Raw genomic sequence first — 19,962 nt, forward strand, 5'->3', positions numbered from 1 at the left:
CTTTTTAGGGAAAGTTGTTTTAAAATTTAAAATTATAACTAACAGCAGGAACAATTCCAAAAATAGAGGTTTGTACAGCTTCATTGGCTCCGGTGTCAACATTTTGGCGAAAGTTGATAGACGCGGCATTATGACGGTTGTATAAATTGTAGATACTAAAAACCCATTCGCCTTTCCAGTTTCTGTCTTTGTTTTTTCTTGGTGTTAGCGTTGCCGAAATGTCTAAATGGTGATACGCCGGCAAACGATTTTCGTTTCTTTGTCCGTAATTTGGGATTGTAATTCCTAAATATTCGTATTGACTGTTTGGATACGAAACAGGCTGACCCGATTGCAAAGCAAAGTTAGCGCCAAATGACCATTTCTCGTTTAAGGTATAAGCCGATGTAACTGCTAAATTGTGTGTTTTATCGTAAGGAGAATTGTACCATTGTCCATTATTGATTCCGGTCTCTTCAAGAGTTCTTCCCGGAGTTTGTTGTTGTGATTTTGATAGCGTATAGGAAATCCATCCATTGAGTTTACCTTCGTTTTTCTTTATCATAAATTCTACACCATAAGAACGCATACGTCCGTTAAGGATAACTTGCTCTATAGCGTCATTGGCAATCAAATCGGCACCATCGATATAATCCAATCTGTTTTGAATTTTTTTGTAATAGGTTTCAACTTCTAAAGAATATGCACCATCCTTAATATTTCTAAAATAACCCAAGGCTATCTGATCTGCAATTTGTGGTTTGATATAATTGTCACTTGGCATCCAGACATCAAGCGGGGTAGGTGATGAGGTATTGGAAATTAGTTGAAGATATTGCGCCATTCTGTTATAACTCGCTTTTATCGATTGATCATCGTTTAATTGATAAGAAGCTGAGAACCGTGGTTCTAAATTATTGTAACTCTGAATTTCTTTATTCTTACCGAAATATTTAGTCGATGTAGGTGTTGCTTTTTCATAAATCTGCATATTACTATTGAAAATAACTGGTTCATTATTATCATAATAATTGATTGTTGAAGCTCCTAAACGATAAAATAGACTATAGCGTAATCCGTAAGAAATCGTAATTTTTTTCGAAAGCTGATTTTCTGCTTCAAGATAAACAGAGGGTTCAAAAGCATATTTTCTCTCTAACTGATCCGGATTAATTCCTGATGTATCGTTACTTGGTTTGATCGTTCCGGGATTGAATTGGTAATAAATTCCGTTTACACCGTAATTCAGTTTGAATTTATCTGAGATATAGTTTTTGAAATCGTATTTGATATTGTAGTTCTTGATTCCCGAATCCCATTTAAAGCCTACAAGATCTAAGTCTAAACCATAATAGTAATCACTATAAATCAAAGATAAATTCGCAAATAATTTATCAGAATACAAATGATTCCAACGCAGGTTTAAAGTGGCGTTTCCGTATGTATTGGTAAAACTTTTATTCAGGCTAAAAACGTCCCGACCGAAATAACCGGATAAATACAAGCTGTTATTCTCGTTTAGTTTATAACTTAATTTTGTGTTTAAATCATAAAAATAAGCCGAGTTGTCTTTTTGATCTTCTGACAATTTTAAAAATAAATGGGCATACGAAGCTCTTGCGCCAATTAAGAAGGAACCTTTGTCTTTTACAATTGGACCCTCGGCAAGAATTCTACTTGAAATTAATCCGATTCCTCCATTTACATGAAATTCTTTACTGTTTCCGTCTTTTTGATAAATATCCAAAACAGATGAAGCTCTTCCGCCGTAGCGTGCAGGGATTCCGCCTTTGTATAATTTTAAATCTTTAATGGCATCAGGATTAAAAACAGAGAAAAAACCAAAGACGTGAGAAGAGTTAAAAATAGTTGCCTCGTCTAATAAAATTAAGTTTTGATCTGCTCCACCGCCCCGAACATTAAATCCTGAAGCGCCTTCGCCGGCATTGGTAACTCCGGGAAGCAGCAAAATCGATTTAAGAACATCGACTTCGCCCATTACTACGGGCATTTTTTTTATGGTGGCAATAGAGAGTTTATTGGCACTCATTTCAGGCGATTTAATATTGATTTTGCCTCTGTTGTCTTTTATTACAACTTCCTGAAGCTCTTGGCCACCTTCATGAATTGCAAAATTGTTTTTGGTATTTTGATTTAAGACAACCGTTTTTTGAATGGTTTGATAACCTACATAACTAATCTCGATGTCATGTTCGCCTTTGGGAACAGTTAGCGAATAGAAACCGTATTCATTGGTAGTAGTTCCTATTTTTAAAGCAGGAATATAAAGATTTACGCCAATTAGGGTTTCATTGTTTTTAAAGTCAGTAATGGTTCCGCTTAAAGTAAATTTTTCCTGAGAAAATGAAGTCAAAGTCGTTATAAGGAGAATAAAAATAAGGCCAATTTTTTTTGTAATCATTGTCTTGTATTTGAAGCACATAGTTAATAATTCTTACTAAATATAACTACGGAACGTTTGTTAAACATTAGTTAAGAATATTCTCTTTTTGTTACAGGTTCTCAAGGCTTTAATGTTTCTTAATTTAATTCCAAAAAAAAAGACAACCCTTTAAAGTTGTCTTTTTTATGATTGATCTTAAAGATACAAATGCATCTTTTAGGATTGATTATTTTATTTCAGCAATAATTGCGTTGAATGTTGCACTAGGACGCATTGCTTTGCTTACTAACTCAGGAGTTGGCTGATAGTAACCACCAAGAGTTTGAGGTTTTCCCTGTGCACCAATTAATTCAGCATCGATTTTAGCTTCGTTAGCTTCAAATTGAGCAGCAATTGGAGTAAAGATTGCTTTTAATTCAGCATCTTTATTTTGAGCTGCCAAAGCTTGTGCCCAGTAGTAAGCAAGGTAGAAATGAGAACCACGGTTATCAATCTGACCCACTTTACGTGCCGGAGATTTATCGTTTGCTAAGAATTTGTCGTTAGCTTCGTCAAGAGTTTCAGATAAAACAATTGCTTTAGAGTTGTCTAAAGTTTGTCCTAAATGCTCTAAAGAGGCACCAAGAGCTAAAAATTCTCCTAATGAATCCCAACGTAAATATCCTTCTTCAGTAAATTGTTCAACGTGTTTAGGAGCAGATCCTCCGGCACCAGTTTCGAACAATCCACCACCATTCATTAACGGAACGATAGATAACATTTTAGCTGAAGTTCCTAATTCTAAGATTGGGAATAAGTCAGTTAAGTAATCACGTAAAACGTTTCCTGTTACCGAGATAGTATCTAAACCTTTAATAATTCTGTCTAAAGTGAATTCTGTAGCAGCAATTGGATTTAAAATACGAATATCAAGATTTGTTGTATTGTGATCTTTTAAATATTTTTGAACTTTTGTGATCAATTCTCTGTCATGCGCTCTGTTCTCGTCTAACCAGAAAACAGCCGGAGTATCAGATAAACGAGCTCTGTTTACAGCCAGTTTAACCCAGTCCTGAATAGGAGCATCTTTTGCCTGACACATTCTGAAAATGTCATTAGTTTCAACATCTTGCTCCATTAAAACTGCTCCTTTGTTGTCTACTACTCGAACAACTCCGTCAGCTTTTATCTGGAAAGTTTTATCATGAGATCCGTATTCTTCCGCTTTTTGAGCCATCAAACCTACGTTAGGAACACTTCCCATTGTTTTAGGATCAAAAGCACCATGTTTTTTACAGAAATCAATAGTAGCGGTATAAATTCCTGAATAAGCGCGATCCGGAATAACAGCAAGAGTGTCTTGTTGTTTACCATCTTTATTGTACATCTGTCCAGAAGTACGAATCATTGCAGGCATAGAAGCATCAACAATAACATCAGATGGAACGTGTAAGTTTGTAATTCCTTTATCAGAATTTACCATTGCAAGAGCTGGTCCGTTTTCGATAGCTTTAGTAATATCAGCTTCTACTTCTGCTTGTTCAGGTCTTCCTGCAATTTTTGCATAGATATCACCTAAACCGTTTCTTGTATCAATGTTTAATTCAGCAAATAAAGTTGCATATTTTTTGAAAAGATCAGCAAAATATACCTCGACAATAGCGCCAAAGATAATTGGATCCGAAACTTTCATCATGGTAGCTTTTAAGTGCACAGAAAGTAAAATACCTTCTTTTTTTGCATCAGCGATTGCATCAGCAACAAAGCTTTTTAAAGCTTTTAAGTGCAATACAGAACTGTCTATTATTTCACCAGCTTTAAGAGGAGTACTTGCTTTAAGAACAGTTGTTGTACCGTCTTTTGCTACCAATTCGATTTTTACGTCATTCGCTTCAGCAACAGTAAGTGATTTCTCACTTCCGTAGAAGTCACCATTTGGCATTGAAGCCACTTTAGTTTTAGAATCAGCAGACCATGCACCCATCGAGTGTGGATTTGCTTTTGCAAAGTTCTTAACTGCTCTAGGAGCTCTACGGTCAGAGTTACCTTCACGTAAAACAGGATTTACAGCAGAGCCTAAAACTTTAGCGTATTTTGCTTTAGTTTCTTTTTCAGCATCGTTTTGAGGATCTTCCGGAAAATCAGGGATTTTGTAACCGTGAGATTGTAATTCAGCAATAGCCGCTTTTAATTGAGGTACTGATGCAGAAATGTTTGGTAACTTGATGATGTTCGCTTCAGGTTGTGTCGCTAATTGACCCAATTCCGCCAAAGCATCTCCAGTTTTTTGAGCATCTGTTAAAACTTCCGGGAAATTTGATAAAATTCTACCTGCCAAAGAGATGTCTCTAGTTTCAATTGCAATACCAGCAGTAGCAGTAAATGCCTGAACAATAGGTAGAAAAGAATAAGTCGCTAATAATGGCGCCTCATCAGTTAAGGTGTAATAGATTTTTGAATTCTGTGTCATTTTTTTTTTTTTTTTTTATAATCGTATTGCCAGGATGCAGCAATGTAAAAGGTATAGTCGGCTCAGAATGAGCGGAGCAAATATAATAAAAACAGTCCGAAAACGGTATAGTTTTCCTGATAAATGCCGAAATTATCAGATTGTTATTACGGCGTCTTTAAATTGTCAAATCGATTGTTTTGGTATTAAAAAATTACAGTTTTGATATTTTGAAAATAAGGCGTAAAAAAAAACTCGTTTCAAATGATATGAAACGAGTTTTTTATAACAAATAGATAAATGATTATCTTCTTTTATCTTTAATCTTAGCTTTTTTACCAGTAAGTTCTCTGAAGTAGAAAATTCTAGCTCTACGAACAGCTCCTTTTTTGTTGATTTCAATTTTCTGTAAAGCTGGTAAGTTTACTGGGAAGATACGCTCAACTCCAATAGCTCCAGACATTTTACGGATAGTAAAAGTTTCTGTGTTACCAGAACCTCTTCTTTGAATAACAACTCCTTTAAAAAACTGAGTTCTTGTTTTTTCACCCTCTTTAATTTCGTAGTAAACTGTGATAGTATCTCCAGCTCCGAAAACAGGGAAATCTTTTTTAGCAACTAATTCGTTTTGAACGAATTTCATTAAATCTGCCATGATATCTTGTAATTATGGTTTTTTTATATAGAGCAACATTCACGGATCTCGCCAGAGGTTAGTCTAATTCGGGTGCAAATGTAGAAAATAATTATGAATTATAAATTGTAAATTATAAATTATTTTAACTTGTTGATAAAAAGGTTATTAGTCTTAGTTTTCAGTGTCAGCTTTTATCAAGCAATCAAATTCATTGAAAACTGTGACTGCGACTGAAAACTAATCATGCCCTTCAAGTAAATCCGGTCTTCTGTTCTTAGTATGTTCATATGCCATATCTTCACGCCATTTGTCAATTTTGGCAAAATGACCGCTGGTTAAAACCTCAGGGACTTTCCATCCTTTATAATCTGCAGGTCTTGTATATATGGGGCCTGAAAGTAAATTATCCTGAAAACTATCTGTTAATGCTGAGGTTTCATCACTCAATACACCGGGAATTAACCGAATTAAAGCATCAGATAAAACCAGGGCTCCTAATTCTCCTCCGGATAAAACGTAATCTCCAATCGAAATTTCTTTGGTGATAAAATGATCGCGTACGCGTTGATCTACTCCTTTATAATGTCCACATAAAATGATAATGTTTTGATACATCGACATAGTATTGGCCATTTTTTGATTTAGCGTCTCGCCGTCAGGGGACATATATATAATTTCGTCGTATTCCCGTTCGTTTTTTAAATGTGTTATACAGGCATCAATTGGCTGAACTGTCATTACCATTCCGGCGCCTCCTCCAAAAGGATAATCATCGACACTTTTTTGTTTGTTTGTAGTATAATCACGTAAATTATGAAAGTGTACTTCGACCAAACCTTTGTCTATGGCACGTTTCATAATTGAAGCCTCAAAGGGACTTCTTAATAATTCAGGCAAAATCGTTATAATGTCAATTCGCATTTTTTCTCTTAAAATAGTTCTAGGCCTCAAAGATACAAAGTTAATTTTTGGAATTTTAATGATAAGGAAAATGAGAATTCTTAATAAGTAGTTAAAATACAGATCACTAATTGTGAATATAATAATTTAGGGCTTAATGATTTGTTAGACAGTTAAATACATGGGTGTTGTGTGAATTAAAAATGTTTTTGTGTAATTTTATAAAGCCTCTTTTCGTCTAATATTATATTGTAAAATCATTACTTAAAAAATAATTATTAGGATAAGAAAAATACTTCTGTTACTTGCAATTTTCATTTTGCATTCCTGCTCGTCCTCAAAAAACGCCGGTGAGAAATGGGTGGGTGAAACTAAAAAAAATCTAATAAAGAGTTGGGCAACACCAATTCGAAGCATTGATAATGCTGAGCAAGGTGAAATTCTTATTTATGGAGAACAAGTTTATGCGAATGTAAACAATGAAGAAGGGTCAAGAATAGCAGGTCCAAATCATTGGGATTACACTTATATATATGTAAATCAAGGAAGGGAAAATTTATTCGTTTAAAAAGGATAAACAGCAGCATACACCTCAGGAACTTGTTGTGAAATAATTATTTACAAGTTTATTTATCTTAGAGATTGTAATTTGCCATTGCAATCTCTATTTTTTTTTATATATTTAAATCATTGTAAGTTGATTTGTAATGATTTAAAGATGAATTATGAAAAAAGTAATAATCATTGTTGTAGTTTTTCTAGTTATTTCCTGCAATAATCAAAATCCGTCAAAACCTATGAATATTTCAGAAAACCAGAAAGTAGTCAAACAATATTTTGAGTATTTTAATGATCATGACTGGAAAAAGATGGCAGAAATGTATACCCAAACGGCAGATTTTAAAGATCCTTCTTTAGGACCGGGAATTGTAAGGCAATCGCGCGAACAAATACAAAATAAATATGCAGAATTGAATAAAATATTTCCTGATTTGCATGATAAAGTACTTCAAATTTATCCTTCGGGGGAAAAACATATCATTGTAGAATTTGTTTCAACAGGAACAGGGCCGGATAATTCTAAATTCGAATTGCCTATTTGTACAATATTTACAATTGAAAACGGATTAATTACAAAAGATTTTACTTATTTCGATAATTTTGAGGAATGAAAAAAATAATCCTCTTCCTTGTTATATTATTTTGTTCCTGTAGTAAAGAAAAAGTAAAAGAAACCCGAAAAGAGACCCTAAAAGAAATTCCAGAAGAAGTGTCATATTTTAAACAAATTAAAAGTAATGACATTAAATTGGGCGAACCTGTTTATGGAGATTGGTTGTATACCCGTAAAGAGAAAGGACAAACTTTTGATCAGTATTTTAGATCTAAACATATCGTTCCAACAAACAAGGTCAATATTATTTACATTCGACCTATCGGGAATTTTAATGCTTTGCAAAACAAACAAATTGAGCTTCTCAATGAATATTTAGAAATTTACTTTCAATTACAAACTAAAACATTAGATCCCATTTCTAATGATGTAGTTCCAAATTCTGCCAGAAGAATCAGTTATGGCCATGAACAGCTATTGGCGGGTTATCTTTTGAATGATGTTTTAAAAGAAGAAAAACCTTTAAACAGGATTGCTTTAATGGGGCTTTCAGAACTGGATTTGTATCCTAAGGCCGAATGGAATTATGTTTTTGGCCTGGCTTCTTATCGCGATAAAGTAGGAGTGAGTTCAATTTACAGATTACAGGATGGCGAATTAACATCTGCAAATTTTAATCTGTGCTTATCACGATTGCTTAAAATAAGTTCCCACGAAATTGGACATATGTTTGGTATGCATCATTGTATCAATGCAAATTGCGTCATGAATGGTACCAATAGTATGGAAGAAACCGACAGGCATTCGATACGATTGTGTTCTGTTTGCCAAAGAAAACTCAATTCCTGTATAGCATACGATAATGAAAAGAGATTAACTGATTTAGAAAAATACTTTAAAAAGAATAACTTAATCGACGGTTTTGATTTGATGAAAAAAGATCTTGGAGTTATTCAATAAATAGACATGAAAAAAATAAAAATATTTGCCATAACAGGCAGCACCAGAAATAATTCCAGCAATTATAAACTTTTAAAATTTATTTCAGAACAAATTAAAGATTCATTTGAGGTTGAAATATTTGAAGGTTTGGCTCAATTGCCTCATTTTAATCCGGATCTGGATACCGAAAATCCGCCTGAAGAGGTACTTTTTTTTAGAAATAAAATAAAAAAGGCTGATGGAGTTATCATTTGTACTCCCGAATATGTTTTTAGTTTGCCGGGAAGTTTAAAAAATGCATTAGAATGGTGTGTGTCAACTACTATTTTTTCAGATAAAAAGGTCGGATTAATAACAGCTTCTGCTTCTGGGGAAATGGCGCATGAACAATTAATTTTGATTATGAAAACGCTGGAAGCTCAATTTACAGATGAAACTTTGCTTCTTATTCAAGGAATTCGGGGTAAGATTGATCACGACGCAAAAGTGGTAAACGAATCTGCTTTAAAAGCCTTAAAGGATTTTATTTATAATTTTGAAAATCAATTTTTAAGCATTTGATAAACCTGTAGTAAAAAAGTTTAGTTTTACTTTTTGATTTTAAAATATAAAATGGTAACACGCAGAAACTTTCTCATCAATACCAGCCTCGCTGCAACTGCAGTGCTGGCTTTGCCGTCATTAGCTTTTATTATGGATAAAAAAGAAATAGGTTTGCAGTTGTATACTCTAAGAGATGAAATTGCTAAAGATGTAAAATCGACTTTAGAAAAAGTAGCAACTGCCGGTTTTACAAGGGTTGAAACATATGGTTTTTCGATTCAGGATCAATTTTGGGGGCTTTCGCCAAAGGAACTCAAAAAGATATTAGATACAAACAAGCTAAAAGCAGTTAGCGGACATTATAATTTAGGAAGCTTTTTATATGATGGAAATACAGCAGAACTGATTGCTGCCATTGAAGCGGCTAAAATTTTAAAAACCGACTTTTTAACCATTCCGTGGGTCGATGAACCTTTTAGAAAAAATATTAAGGATTATAAAAAAATTGCAACCCGATTAAATGAAGCTGCAAAAATGTGTGCAAATGCTGGTGTAAAACTGGCCTATCACAATCATGATTTTGAGTTTCAAAAACATGACGGAATTACGGGATATGAAATTTTATTGAAGGAAACAGATCAGGATTTAGTTTCTTTTGAATTGGATTTGTATTGGGTGGTTCGCTCAGGAAATGATCCCATTAAATTATTCAAAGAAAATCCGGGACGTTTTAAATTGTGGCATGTAAAAGATATGGATAAAGTAAATCCTGCTTTGAATACAGAAATAGGTTCAGGGTCTATTGACTTTAAAACTATTTTTAAAGAGGTAAAACAATCCGGAATGAAACATTTTTTTGTGGAACAAGAGAATAATTATAATCCCAATGCTTTTGAAGCGATTAAAAAGAGCTGTGATTTTATTTTAAAAGAATTGATTTAGGTTGAAATAATTTAAAAATGTATTTTTGTAGGAATAAAAGTAGAAAGACATGCAAAGTTTCGGAACAAGTAAAGAGTTTATAAAAGGAGATGACATAGAGTGGGAAGTAGTAGGTGAAGGTATCAAACGCAAAATCCTGGCATATGATGACAGAGTAATGTTGGTGAATGTTCATTTCGAAAAAGGCGGAATTGGTACTTTGCACGAACATTATCATACACAAGTTACTTATGTTTCAAGCGGAAAATTTGATGTAACAATCAACGGAGTTACGCAAACCTTAAAAGAAGGCGATAGTTTTTATATTCCGCCTCATGCAATTCATGGTGTAGTTTGTTTAGAAAGCGGACTTTTAACGGATGTTTTTAGTCCGATTCGTGAAGATTTTATGCAGCCATAAGGGGTTAAAAATCAATAATATCTCGGGAATAATCTTCTGATTTGTTTCAAGAGTTGAAAAATTTATAGATTTTTTAAAGTTTTGATAAAGATTAGATTGGTATTTTTGCAAAATGAATTTATCCAAAACGAATGTCTTATTTATGGCAGCTTGCACTGGACTTATAGTTGCAAATCTGTATTACTGCCAACCCTTAATTGTATTAATTGCCAACGAATTTAAAATTCCTGAAGCCAGCGCAGGAACAATAACGTACTTAACCCAGGCCGGTTATGCTATCGGATTGTTTTTTATGGTTCCCTTGGGGGATAAACTGGAGCGAAAAAAGCAAATCCTGATTACTACTTTTGCCTCGGTAATTGCTTTAATTCTTGCTGCTACGGCAAAAAGTTTTTTTCTTTTACAAATAGCTTCTTTATTAATAGGGATCACCTCGATAGTACCACAGCTTATTTTGCCATTGGCTGCATCACTAAGTGCGCCCGAACAACGAGGAAAAGTTGTAGGAACCATCATGAGCGGATTACTTGTTGGTATTCTATTATCAAGAACTTTAAGCGGATTTATTGGTCAGGTTCTGGGCTGGAGATCCATGTTTTACATTGCATCGGGAATTTGTCTTTTGATCTTTTTTGTAATTCAGAGTAAATTCCCGGTAAATAAACCTCAGTTTCAGGGAACCTATGGTCAGCTCATTAAATCTCTTTTTACACTTATAAAAACACAGCCCATTTTACGCGAAGCAACTCTTATAAATGTATTTAGTTTTGCTCAGTTTGGAGCATTTTGGACCACAATGGTTTTATTGCTTTCAGGAGAACCTTTTAGTTATAATAGTGCCACAATTGGCTTATTCGGAATCGTAGGTGCTTCAGGAGCTTTAGCAGCGCCTTTAGTAGGGAAAATGGGAGATAAAGGAGGTTCCAGAGTAGCTGTAGGTTATGGTTGTTTATTGATTTTAATTAGCTTTTTGGTTTTTTATTTTTCAATAGAAAGCGTCATCGGAATTGCCATTGGAATCGTTTTTATCGACATAGGGATCCAGGGGGTTCATATCTCAAACCAAACCAGAGTATATTCGTTGCTTCCCGAAGCCAGAAACAGGTTAAATACTGTATTTATGTCGTTTAGCTTTTTAGGAACAGCAGCCGGATCAGCTTACGGATTATTATTATGGAAATTAGGCGGATGGCATGCCGTAACTATTGGGTGTGTTGGATTATCAGCTTTAGCATTTACAGTTTACGGTCTTACTTATAAATCAAAATCTAAAAAATAGAAAGCGCAAATTGATATAAAATTAATTTGTAAATTTGCAATCAAATAAAAAATAACAACATGGAAAACGGAATATACGCTAAATTCAACACTAGTAAAGGTTCGATTTTAGTAAAACTAACTCACGACTTAACACCGGGAACTGTAGGGAATTTTGTAGCTCTTGCAGAAGGAAATATGGAAAATAAGGTAAAACCTCAAGGACAAAAGTTCTATGACGGTCTAACATTTCATAGAGTAATTCCTGATTTCATGATTCAGGGTGGATGCCCAAAAGGAACTGGAACTGGAGATCCTGGATATAAATTTGATGATGAATTTCACCCAAGTTTAAAACACGATCGTCCGGGAGTTTTGGCAATGGCAAATTCAGGACCTGCAAGTAACGGTTCTCAGTTTTACATCACTCACGTTCCAACTTCTTGGTTAGACGGAAAACACACTGTTTTTGGTCATGTAATCGAAGGTCAGGATATCGTTGATGCTGTAGCTCAGGGTGATGCTTTAGAAAGTGTTGAAATTATCAGAGTTGGAGAAGAAGCAGAGAAATTTAATGCTATTGAAGCTTTTGTAGGTTTAAAAGGGGCCCGTCTAAAAAGAGATGCAGCTTTAAAAGCAGAATCTGAAGCAAAAATGGAGCAATTGGCTGCAGGTTTTGATAAAACAGAAAGCGGTTTACGTTATAAAATGATTAATAAGGGAGATGGTAAAAAAGCTGAAGCTGGTAAAACTGTTGCAGTTCATTACGAAGGATCTTTAGAAAACGGAAAAGTTTTTGATTCATCTTACCCACGTAAAAAACCAATCGAATTTAGATTAGGTCAGGGACAGGTTATCGAAGGATGGGACGAAGGTATTGCTTTATTACAAGTAGGTGATAAGGCTCGTTTTGTAATCCCGTCTGATTTAGCTTACGGTGCTTCAGGTGCAGGAGGAGTTATCCCGCCACACGCAACTTTGATTTTTGACGTTGAATTAATGGATGTAAAATAAGAAAGTAACATACAATTTAGTATTGTTTTAAATAATAATCCCATAAGCTACGGCTTATGGGATTTTTTTATATTTACTTAAAAATATAGAAAAACAATGAAATCAAAAATCTTAATCCTTGCTGCTGCAGTGTTGCTTTTAGTTTCGTGCGGAACTCAAAAAACAGCTTCGGTTGCAACGACAGAACCAGCTGCTCCGGTAGCCGAAACAAAAGCCGTAGCATTAACGCCTGAATTGGCAGAAGGCAAAAATTTGTATGAAAACAGTTGTGCAAGATGTCATAAATTGTATGACGCAAACAAATTTACTCAGGAAGAGTGGAAACCAATTTTAACAAGGATGCAGAAAAAAGCGAAGTTAGATGATACCCAAATGGTTTCGATATCAAATTATATAAACTCTCAATTGTAAGAAGTTTATAATTGTAGATTCATAAAACTATGCAGTAAATTATTTATTGGATAGTTTTTTTTATTTAAAATAGGACATAAAAAAACACCTTCACAAGTGAGGTGTTTAAAAAAATTAAGAGTTTTCTTCAGCTGTATTAGTAACGGAAACTATTTTTAGTGTTTTTATTCCAGCCGGTAATTCCCAATCAACTTCGTCATTTTCTTTAAATCCAATAATAGCAACACTTAAAGGAGCGAGTATTGAAATTTTACTTTGTTTTACATCTGCAAATGATGGCAAAACGATCTGAATTTTCATTTGTTTCTTAGCTTTTACATCTTCGATTGTTACATAAGAATTGATTCTTATAACCGAGTTATCCAGTTCGCTTTCTTTGCTGATTACAGCTCTGTCTAATTCTTGCGAAAGCTGATTGGCTTCTTTGGCGTTTGTTGAATTTTTACTTTTTGATATCAATTCTCTTAAAAAATGATAATCTGTTTTACAGAAAGTGGGTATTGGTTTCATAACTATGTTTTATTTTATTATTAATTTATTTTGAATGTCAGTGTTTTGTTTAATTTCTTTTTACAGGCTTATAAATGCATGATTTCTATTTCAAAATGCGTTATGCAAATCGAAATTTTAAATAATGTATGTTTTGGAAATTTTTGATTGAAAAAACCAAAAAATTACTTGAGAGAGAATTTACTCTTTCAAATAAAATAAATGATTAAATCGTGGTATAAATCCTCCGCCTGAAAGAGGAAATTTTGAAATAGACGGAGGCCTAATTGATAAAGGCCTTACTATGACTAATAAATACAGCAGTAAGCGGCTTTCTTGTTAGAGAAAACAGCAGGGCAAAGTCTGTAAATATATTTATAGTGCTCACAATGAGAATAATTAATTTGATCTGCAAAGATAGGTAAACTTTTTGAAATAGCTATAATTGTTTATTTCCATTTAATATTGCAGCCCAAACTTGGCTTTTGCGGCTCCTTTAAACTTCTGTTGTATATAAGGGCATCAATGGCGCTTCGAAGATCAGTTCCGCTTAAAGGAATTCCGTTTCCGGGCCTTGAATCATCGAGCTGACCACGATAAAACAATCTGTCCTGATCGTCAAATAAATAGAAATCAGGAGTACATGCCGCATCAAAAGCTTTGGCAACTTGCTGGCTTTCATCATATAAATAGGGGAAATCTATTTTATTGTGAAAAGCAAACTCCGTCATTAATTCCGGCGAATCCTGAGGATATTTTTCGACATCATTACTGGAGATGGCAACAACTCCAAGTCCTTGCACGCGATAATCATTGGCAATCATGACAACTTCGTTAATAACATGAAGCACAAAGGGACAATGATTGCAAATAAAAACCACTAAGGTTCCTTTTGAGCCTTTTAAATCTTCAAATGAATATACATTATTAGAATTAGTGTCTTTTAGTTTAAAGCCCGGAGCAATTGTTCCAAGAGGTAACATATTCGAAGGAGTGCGTGCCATTTTTATACAAAATTAGTTATTCAAAAATAACTTTAATATTCTGTAAAAGAAAGAAGACAAGAGCAAAAAAAAATATCCAAAGAAGATTTTATAAAAGTTCTTTGGATATTCCTGACCAATAGTATTGATTTACGAATTCAAAAAGTTCAGTAAATCATTATTTAATTTGTCTTTATCTGTATAGAATAATCCGTGCGGTGCGCCTTCATAAACAATATAAGTATTTTCACGAATGGCTTTAGCTGCTTTTTTTGATGTAAGTTCAATAGGAACAATTTTGTCATCATCGCCGTGAATAATTAAAGTCGGAACTTTTATAAAATCCAATTCTTCTCTAAAATCAGTATATGAAAAAGATTCAGCACATTTTAGAGTTGCGCGGGGAGATGCAAAAGAACATAGGGTCCTGTAGTATTCCAGCAAAGGAGTGCTTAGAGGTTTATTGATGATATTGATTCCGAAAAAAGTTTTTCCAAAATTATCTACAAATCCAATTCTGTCTTCTTTAATTGAATTTGCTGTAGTTTCGCTTTTTTCTTTTGGATGTCCATCAGGATTATCGCTTGTTTGTAATAAAAACGGAACTACCGACGAGATTAAAGCTGCTTTTGTAACTCCTTTTCCGCCGTAACGACTAAAATAGCGAACCACTTCGCCGCCACCCATTGAGAACCCTACAAGAGTTGCGTTTTCTAATTGAAGCTGTTCAATAATTTCTTTTAAATCATCTGTTAACGTATCATAATCATAACCATCATAAGGCTGAGATGATTTGCCAAATCCTCTACGATCATAAGCAATAACCCTGTAATTGTTCTGAACTAAAAAATCGATCTGATATTCCCACATTTCATTCGAAAGTGGCCAGCCGTGAATTAAAATTACTGGTTTTCCTTTTCCATAATCCTTTACATACAAGCGTACATTTTTAGCAGTTTCTATGTATTTGTCTGTATTTAGTTCTTGAATATCAAAATCAAAATCTCTTAGAGATTGGTCGGCGTTAAGGAGGGTTTTTTCCATTTTATAATTTTTTAGTTTGAGCTTAATAACTTGTTGAGTAAAATTAGCAGTAGTACTAAAAAAACGGTTATAGAATTAGTGGTAATAATTACAAAATTAATAGGTTTGTAATTCAACAATATTGAAAATAAAAATGGATTTAACCTGGAATGAATTCGAAAGAACCGATATGCGTGTCGGAACCATTATAGAAGTAAATGATTTTCCCGAAGCAAGAAAACCGGCCTATCAGCTCACAATCGATTTTGGTGCTGAAGTTGGTATTCGAAAATCATCGGCACAAATTACCAAACGCTATCAAAAAGAAGATCTGGTAAACAGACAAATTGTAGCTGTTGTAAACTTCCCAAGAAAACAAATCGGGAAATTTATGAGCGAATGTTTGGTTCTTGGTGCTGTAGGCGAGCAGGGAGATGTTATTTTATTAGCTCCTGATTTTAAAATAGAAAACGGTCTTAGGATTGGGTAGTTTTTTGAGTTTACAGTCTCAGTCCAAAACTGTAAACCGCTACTGAGACTGTAGCTAAGAAACTTTCTCAATTAACTGCTGTAATATCAATTGCCCTTCTTCCCAGTATTTTAAATCAGAATCAGAGTTGATGTGTCCTTGATGACCAACATTTACAAAATCGCTTCCCCATTGTTGGGCAAAATATTGCTTTCTTTCAAAAGTAGCATAAGGATCATTTTCGCTTGCCACAACTATCGACGGAAAAGGTAATTTGTAAATTGGCATTGGTGAAAAATTACGAACAGATTCTGGTGTGTGTTGAGGTGAATCTACATCTGCAGGAGCTACTAAAAAAGCACCCACAATATTAGGATTGCTATTTTCTTTTGCCCAATGCAATACTAGTGAAACTGCTAAACTATGTGCCACTAAAATAGTGGGCTGATCTAGTTTTGATACTTCTTCATTTAATCGTTTCAGCCATTCTTCGCGAATGGGTTCGTCCCAATTGTCCTGAACTAAACGTATTGAGTTTTCGAATTTTTTATGCCAAAAGGTCTGCCAGTGTTTCTCACCGGAATTTCCTAGTCCGGGTAATATTAATAATTGTGTTTCCATTGCCGTGGATTTGTTTTAGGGATTATTTTTTCTTTTCTTTTACAATTCGGTTGATTTCATTTACAAGTAATGGAAATGCCGGTTCCGTCATTCCGTGGCCGTAACCGTCTAGTTCGTAAATTTTGGTTTGTTTATGACCAACCAGTTTCATCATTCTTGCCATATAAGCGTTTTCTTCATATCGCCCCAGCATTTCTAATTCGCGATCTCCGGTGATTAGTAAAAGTGGCGGAGCATCAGCGCGAACATAAAACAAAGGTGCAAAAGCATCTATAGTGGGAGTTGTTTCCGGAATTCCGTTTTCTCTTCTAATTTCAAAATGAGTAATACATTGCCCGCTAAACGGAATTAATCCTGCAATTTTATTGGCATCGATTCCTTCTTTCTTTAAGTATTCTTTATTTAAACCAATCATTGAAGCTAAATAACCTCCTGCCGAATGTCCGGAAACGAAAATTAAAGAAGTATCTCCCCCGTAATTGGCAATATTGTTAAATGCCCAGGCAACTGCCGCGGCTGCATCGTCGATTGCTTTTGCTGCTTTTGCTTTTGGCGATAATCTATAATTTACACCAATAATGGCAAAACCTTTATTTTTTAAAGCTTCCGGAATTTCTTTGCTTCCGCCTGTTAATCCTCCTCCGTGAAACCAGACAATCGTTGCGAAATTTTTAGTGTTCTTAGGATAATAAATATCCAAAACACATCTTTCATTAATATAACTGTCGGACTTATTGGTTGCTGCGTTGTGATATTGAATATTTGATTTGGTTTCGTATTCTAATTTCTGTGAGAAAGAAGTCGTATAGATAAAGAAGAAAGTAAGTAAAAGGATTAATTTTTTCATTTTAAAGATATTGAATTGTTGTTGAGTTGTAGTGAATTTAAGAAGTCTAAAATCTAAAAAACTAAACTCTAAAATAATAAATTAATATATAAAAAAAGTCCAAAATGCAGAACATGTTGGACTTGTACTTTTTAAAAAGTTATTTTCGACTAAATATCGTCAAAATCAATATCGGTAAAACTGGTTCTTTGCCCCTCAGGTTTATCAGAACCATATTCTTTCTTAAAATCTTTTTGGTGTCTCTCAGAAATTACTTCTTCGCCTTTGTGGTTCAAGACATACGAAGTCATTTCTTCTAGTATTTCGGCGAAAGCACTAAAATCTTCTTTGTACAAGTAGATTTTGTGTTTTTTAAAATGAAAAGAACCGTCTTCTTCGGTAAATTTTTTGCTTTCGGTAATAGTGATATAATAATCATCAGCTTTAGTAGCTCTCACATCAAAGAAATAAGTTCTTCTTCCTGCTCGTAATACTTTAGAAAAAATCTCTTCTTTTTCTAACATGTCATTTTCTCTCATAATACGTTCTATCATTTTTGGAATTAATAGTACTCAAAAATCATAAAAAATTATCTATTACGCAACATTTAAAGTAATTCTTTTTCCGAAAGTTGTTTTAAATATAACGATGCATAATATCCTTCCTGATTTATTAATTGATTATGAGAGCCTTGTTGAATGATCCTTCCGTCTTCTAAAATGATTATGTTGTCTGCATTCTTTGCTGAGGATACTCTGTGGCTTACAATTATTGTAGTTTTATCTTTACAGATTTCGAATAAATTATTCAAAATTGTTTCTTCTGTCTCGGTGTCTACTGCCGATAAACAATCATCAAAAAGCAGTATGGCCGGGTTTTTTATAATGGCACGCGCAATAGATACACGCTGCTTTTGTCCGCCCGAAAGTGTGATACCTCTTTCTCCTAAAATAGTATCATATTGTTTGTTGAAAGCTGCAATATTATCGTGAACTACAGCATTTTTGGCCGCTTCGATTACTTGCTCGTCTGTAGCGTTTTGATTACCAAATTTTATATTGTTTTTAATAGTGTCTGAGAATAGAAAAGCATCTTGAGGTACAATTCCGATATTATTTCTCAGATCATTTAAGTTCAAAGTGCTGATTTCGTTTCCGTCAATGGTGATTCTTCCTTCAGTAACATCATACAAACGGGAAATCAGAGATAAAATAGTCGATTTTCCAGACCCTGTTTTTCCTAAAATAGCCAGTGTTTCTCCTTTTTTTACTGTAAAAGTTACATTTTTCAACGCTTCGATATTTGTATCTTCATAAGTGTAGCTCACATTTTCGAAAGCAATCGAACCTTGAATATCGGATGAATTCTCATTTTTATTTTTAATTTCCGGCTCCAGTTTTAAAAACTCATTCAAACGTTTCTGAGAAGCTTCTGCTTCCTGTACCATAGAGGAAACCCATCCTAATGAAGCAACAGGCCAGGTAAGCATATTTACATATAAAATAAACTCAGCAATCGTACCAATATTGGGAATTGTCCCGTTGATGTACATAACACCTCCAAAATAAATCACTACTAAATTACTGATTCCGATTAAGGCAATCATTAAAGGACCAAATAGCGATTGCACTTTGGCTAAATCTAAACTTTTCTTTTTGCTTTCATCAGCAAGAGCCACCATATTATTCTGATGTTGGTTTTCTAACGAATTTGCTTTGATTACTCTGATTCCTGAAAAAATTTCCTGAGAGAAACTCGAAACTTTCGATAAATATTGCTGAAAAGTGGTGCTTCGTTTATTGATTTCAGAACTTAATTTAAAAATGCAATACGAAAGAATTGGTAAGGGCAAAATAGTATATAAGGTCAATAATGGTGAAACATTATACATATATATAATAACGATGGCAAAACGTATAAATGTATTGATGGTGTACATTACGGCCGGACCAACATACATACGTACTTTTGAAACATCTTCACTAATACGATTCATTAAATCTCCCGTACGATTTTGTTTGTAAAAATTTTGCGAAAGATTTTCATATTGTCTGAAAACCTCATTTTTTAAATCAAACTCAATATGGCGTGACATTACGATTAAAGTCTGGCGCATTAAAAAAGTAAGGAAACCTGCAACAATCGTAGTGGCTATGATTAGCAATACGTTATGAATTAGTCCATCGCGATAAGTATCAATGATTACTTGCGATGTCTGATCGGCTTCTGGCAGCTTATCAAACTTTTCGATAGCGTTTAAAGACTTACTAATAAGCTTAGGAGTGAATAAAGAGAATATTTGTGCGATTATAGTGATTAAAATTCCTAAAGAGAAACTATATTTATATTTTATGAAATATTTGTTTAAATAGCTTAATTCTTTCATTTTTTTATGATATTCAATGTTGAATTGTGTTGATTTTGTAAATTTTTATGAATTAAAATTAACGGAAAGTACAATTTAATCAAAACAAAACGATTGTTATATTGTTATTTTAAAGATAAAAAATTAGCACAAGTGTATTTTTTATATAAATTTGAGAAGTCTTTTTGACAAATTCATAATTTTAACTAATAAAA

The 19,962-nt window shown here is 33.8% G+C and carries 20 protein-coding genes; 9 read left to right on the forward strand and 11 right to left on the reverse strand.

Annotated features, from left to right (window positions below; all coding sequences use genetic code 11):
* Positions 1-19: 19 nt before the first annotated feature.
* The 4 genes from IRZ78_RS10100 to trmD all read right to left on the reverse strand — a co-directional run bounded on the left by IRZ78_RS10100 (position 20) and on the right by trmD (position 6,369).
* Positions 20-2,401, reverse strand: a complete 2,382-nt coding sequence (locus IRZ78_RS10100; protein ID WP_194616416.1) for a TonB-dependent receptor — start codon at positions 2,399-2,401, stop codon at positions 20-22.
* A gap of 208 nt (positions 2,402-2,609) precedes the next feature.
* Positions 2,610-4,832: an NADP-dependent isocitrate dehydrogenase gene (locus IRZ78_RS10105; RefSeq protein ID WP_194616417.1), complete on the reverse strand. Its 2,223-nt coding sequence runs from the start codon at positions 4,830-4,832 to the stop codon at positions 2,610-2,612.
* Positions 4,833-5,115: 283 nt separating this feature from the next.
* A complete protein-coding gene (rplS, locus tag IRZ78_RS10110) occupies positions 5,116-5,466 on the reverse strand; it encodes a 50S ribosomal protein L19 (protein WP_194616418.1) in 351 nt (116 codons plus the stop codon).
* 219 nt (positions 5,467-5,685) lie between these two features.
* Complete coding sequence (gene trmD / locus IRZ78_RS10115; protein ID WP_194616419.1) at positions 5,686-6,369, reverse strand: tRNA (guanosine(37)-N1)-methyltransferase TrmD; 684 nt, start codon at positions 6,367-6,369, stop codon at positions 5,686-5,688.
* 704 nt (positions 6,370-7,073) lie between these two features.
* On the opposite strand from trmD, the gene IRZ78_RS10120 reads away from it, so the two are divergent.
* From IRZ78_RS10120 to IRZ78_RS10155, 8 genes are all read left to right on the forward strand, one after another.
* Entirely contained in the window at positions 7,074-7,520 is a 447-nt protein-coding gene (locus IRZ78_RS10120; RefSeq protein ID WP_194616420.1) for a nuclear transport factor 2 family protein, read from the forward strand.
* Entirely contained in the window at positions 7,517-8,422 is a 906-nt protein-coding gene (locus IRZ78_RS10125) for an archaemetzincin (RefSeq protein WP_194616421.1), read from the forward strand. Before IRZ78_RS10120 ends, IRZ78_RS10125 begins: the two co-directional genes overlap by 4 nt.
* A gap of 6 nt (positions 8,423-8,428) precedes the next feature.
* Positions 8,429-8,965 (forward strand): NAD(P)H-dependent oxidoreductase, encoded by a 537-nt coding sequence (locus IRZ78_RS10130; protein ID WP_228520428.1) that lies wholly within the window; start codon positions 8,429-8,431, stop codon positions 8,963-8,965.
* 51 nt (positions 8,966-9,016) lie between these two features.
* The gene (locus IRZ78_RS10135; protein WP_194616422.1) at positions 9,017-9,889 is read left to right on the forward strand and encodes a sugar phosphate isomerase/epimerase; all 873 of its coding nucleotides are present in this window, start codon (positions 9,017-9,019) and stop codon (positions 9,887-9,889) included.
* Between the two features lie 49 nt (positions 9,890-9,938).
* Positions 9,939-10,289, forward strand: a complete 351-nt coding sequence (locus IRZ78_RS10140; protein ID WP_194616423.1) for a cupin domain-containing protein — start codon at positions 9,939-9,941, stop codon at positions 10,287-10,289.
* Between the two features lie 142 nt (positions 10,290-10,431).
* Positions 10,432-11,568: an MFS transporter gene (locus IRZ78_RS10145; protein ID WP_228520429.1), complete on the forward strand. Its 1,137-nt coding sequence runs from the start codon at positions 10,432-10,434 to the stop codon at positions 11,566-11,568.
* 59 nt (positions 11,569-11,627) lie between these two features.
* Positions 11,628-12,560: a peptidylprolyl isomerase gene (locus tag IRZ78_RS10150; protein ID WP_194616425.1), complete on the forward strand. Its 933-nt coding sequence runs from the start codon at positions 11,628-11,630 to the stop codon at positions 12,558-12,560.
* A gap of 96 nt (positions 12,561-12,656) precedes the next feature.
* A complete protein-coding gene (locus IRZ78_RS10155; protein WP_194616426.1) occupies positions 12,657-12,971 on the forward strand; it encodes a cytochrome c in 315 nt (104 codons plus the stop codon).
* A gap of 114 nt (positions 12,972-13,085) precedes the next feature.
* Here IRZ78_RS10155 and IRZ78_RS10160 read toward each other — a convergent pair whose 3' ends face one another.
* From IRZ78_RS10160 to IRZ78_RS10170, 3 genes are all read right to left on the reverse strand, one after another.
* Positions 13,086-13,481: a GreA/GreB family elongation factor gene (locus IRZ78_RS10160; RefSeq protein WP_194616427.1), complete on the reverse strand. Its 396-nt coding sequence runs from the start codon at positions 13,479-13,481 to the stop codon at positions 13,086-13,088.
* 428 nt (positions 13,482-13,909) lie between these two features.
* Positions 13,910-14,464, reverse strand: a complete 555-nt coding sequence (locus IRZ78_RS10165; RefSeq protein ID WP_194616428.1) for a thioredoxin family protein — start codon at positions 14,462-14,464, stop codon at positions 13,910-13,912.
* Positions 14,465-14,593: 129 nt separating this feature from the next.
* A complete protein-coding gene (locus IRZ78_RS10170; RefSeq protein WP_194616429.1) occupies positions 14,594-15,487 on the reverse strand; it encodes an alpha/beta hydrolase in 894 nt (297 codons plus the stop codon).
* A gap of 133 nt (positions 15,488-15,620) precedes the next feature.
* Between IRZ78_RS10170 and IRZ78_RS10175 the strand changes: the two genes are divergently transcribed.
* Positions 15,621-15,956: a tRNA-binding protein gene (locus IRZ78_RS10175; RefSeq protein WP_194616430.1), complete on the forward strand. Its 336-nt coding sequence runs from the start codon at positions 15,621-15,623 to the stop codon at positions 15,954-15,956.
* A 54-nt stretch (positions 15,957-16,010) separates the two neighbouring features.
* On the opposite strand, the gene IRZ78_RS10180 is transcribed toward IRZ78_RS10175, so the two are convergent.
* From IRZ78_RS10180 to IRZ78_RS10195, 4 genes are all read right to left on the reverse strand, one after another.
* Positions 16,011-16,556 carry an alpha/beta hydrolase gene (locus tag IRZ78_RS10180; protein WP_194616431.1) on the reverse strand — a complete coding sequence of 182 codons (546 nt, stop codon included), beginning with the start codon at positions 16,554-16,556 and terminating at the stop codon, positions 16,011-16,013.
* A 22-nt stretch (positions 16,557-16,578) separates the two neighbouring features.
* Positions 16,579-17,403 carry an alpha/beta hydrolase gene (locus tag IRZ78_RS10185; RefSeq protein WP_194616432.1) on the reverse strand — a complete coding sequence of 275 codons (825 nt, stop codon included), beginning with the start codon at positions 17,401-17,403 and terminating at the stop codon, positions 16,579-16,581.
* Between the two features lie 149 nt (positions 17,404-17,552).
* Positions 17,553-17,921: a PUR family DNA/RNA-binding protein gene (locus tag IRZ78_RS10190; RefSeq protein ID WP_017495419.1), complete on the reverse strand. Its 369-nt coding sequence runs from the start codon at positions 17,919-17,921 to the stop codon at positions 17,553-17,555.
* A 68-nt stretch (positions 17,922-17,989) separates the two neighbouring features.
* Positions 17,990-19,768 (reverse strand): ABC transporter ATP-binding protein, encoded by a 1,779-nt coding sequence (locus tag IRZ78_RS10195; RefSeq protein WP_194616433.1) that lies wholly within the window; start codon positions 19,766-19,768, stop codon positions 17,990-17,992.
* Positions 19,769-19,962 lie beyond the last annotated feature (194 nt).

Origin of the sequence: Flavobacterium sp. CSZ (genome assembly GCF_015350725.1) — a bacterium.
GTDB lineage: Bacteria > Bacteroidota > Bacteroidia > Flavobacteriales > Flavobacteriaceae > Flavobacterium.

Coding starts and splice junctions, on each gene's coding strand:
- IRZ78_RS10140 (WP_194616423.1), top strand. CDS start 9,939: ATGCAAAGTTTCGGAACAAGTAAAGAGTTTATAAAAGGAGATGACATA.
- IRZ78_RS10195 (WP_194616433.1), bottom strand. CDS start 19,768: ATGAAAGAATTAAGCTATTTAAACAAATATTTCATAAAATATAAATAT.
- IRZ78_RS10100 (WP_194616416.1), bottom strand. CDS start 2,401: ATGATTACAAAAAAAATTGGCCTTATTTTTATTCTCCTTATAACGACT.
- IRZ78_RS10180 (WP_194616431.1), bottom strand. CDS start 16,556: ATGGAAACACAATTATTAATATTACCCGGACTAGGAAATTCCGGTGAG.
- IRZ78_RS10120 (WP_194616420.1), top strand. CDS start 7,074: ATGAAAAAAGTAATAATCATTGTTGTAGTTTTTCTAGTTATTTCCTGC.
- IRZ78_RS10185 (WP_194616432.1), bottom strand. CDS start 17,403: ATGAAAAAATTAATCCTTTTACTTACTTTCTTCTTTATCTATACGACT.
- IRZ78_RS10105 (WP_194616417.1), bottom strand. CDS start 4,832: ATGACACAGAATTCAAAAATCTATTACACCTTAACTGATGAGGCGCCA.
- IRZ78_RS10130 (WP_228520428.1), top strand. CDS start 8,429: ATGAAAAAAATAAAAATATTTGCCATAACAGGCAGCACCAGAAATAAT.
- rplS (WP_194616418.1), bottom strand. CDS start 5,466: ATGGCAGATTTAATGAAATTCGTTCAAAACGAATTAGTTGCTAAAAAA.
- IRZ78_RS10135 (WP_194616422.1), top strand. CDS start 9,017: ATGGTAACACGCAGAAACTTTCTCATCAATACCAGCCTCGCTGCAACT.
- IRZ78_RS10190 (WP_017495419.1), bottom strand. CDS start 17,921: ATGAGAGAAAATGACATGTTAGAAAAAGAAGAGATTTTTTCTAAAGTA.
- trmD (WP_194616419.1), bottom strand. CDS start 6,369: ATGCGAATTGACATTATAACGATTTTGCCTGAATTATTAAGAAGTCCC.
- IRZ78_RS10170 (WP_194616429.1), bottom strand. CDS start 15,487: ATGGAAAAAACCCTCCTTAACGCCGACCAATCTCTAAGAGATTTTGAT.
- IRZ78_RS10145 (WP_228520429.1), top strand. CDS start 10,432: ATGGCAGCTTGCACTGGACTTATAGTTGCAAATCTGTATTACTGCCAA.
- IRZ78_RS10150 (WP_194616425.1), top strand. CDS start 11,628: ATGGAAAACGGAATATACGCTAAATTCAACACTAGTAAAGGTTCGATT.
- IRZ78_RS10125 (WP_194616421.1), top strand. CDS start 7,517: ATGAAAAAAATAATCCTCTTCCTTGTTATATTATTTTGTTCCTGTAGT.
- IRZ78_RS10175 (WP_194616430.1), top strand. CDS start 15,621: ATGGATTTAACCTGGAATGAATTCGAAAGAACCGATATGCGTGTCGGA.
- IRZ78_RS10160 (WP_194616427.1), bottom strand. CDS start 13,481: ATGAAACCAATACCCACTTTCTGTAAAACAGATTATCATTTTTTAAGA.
- IRZ78_RS10165 (WP_194616428.1), bottom strand. CDS start 14,464: ATGGCACGCACTCCTTCGAATATGTTACCTCTTGGAACAATTGCTCCG.
- IRZ78_RS10155 (WP_194616426.1), top strand. CDS start 12,657: ATGAAATCAAAAATCTTAATCCTTGCTGCTGCAGTGTTGCTTTTAGTT.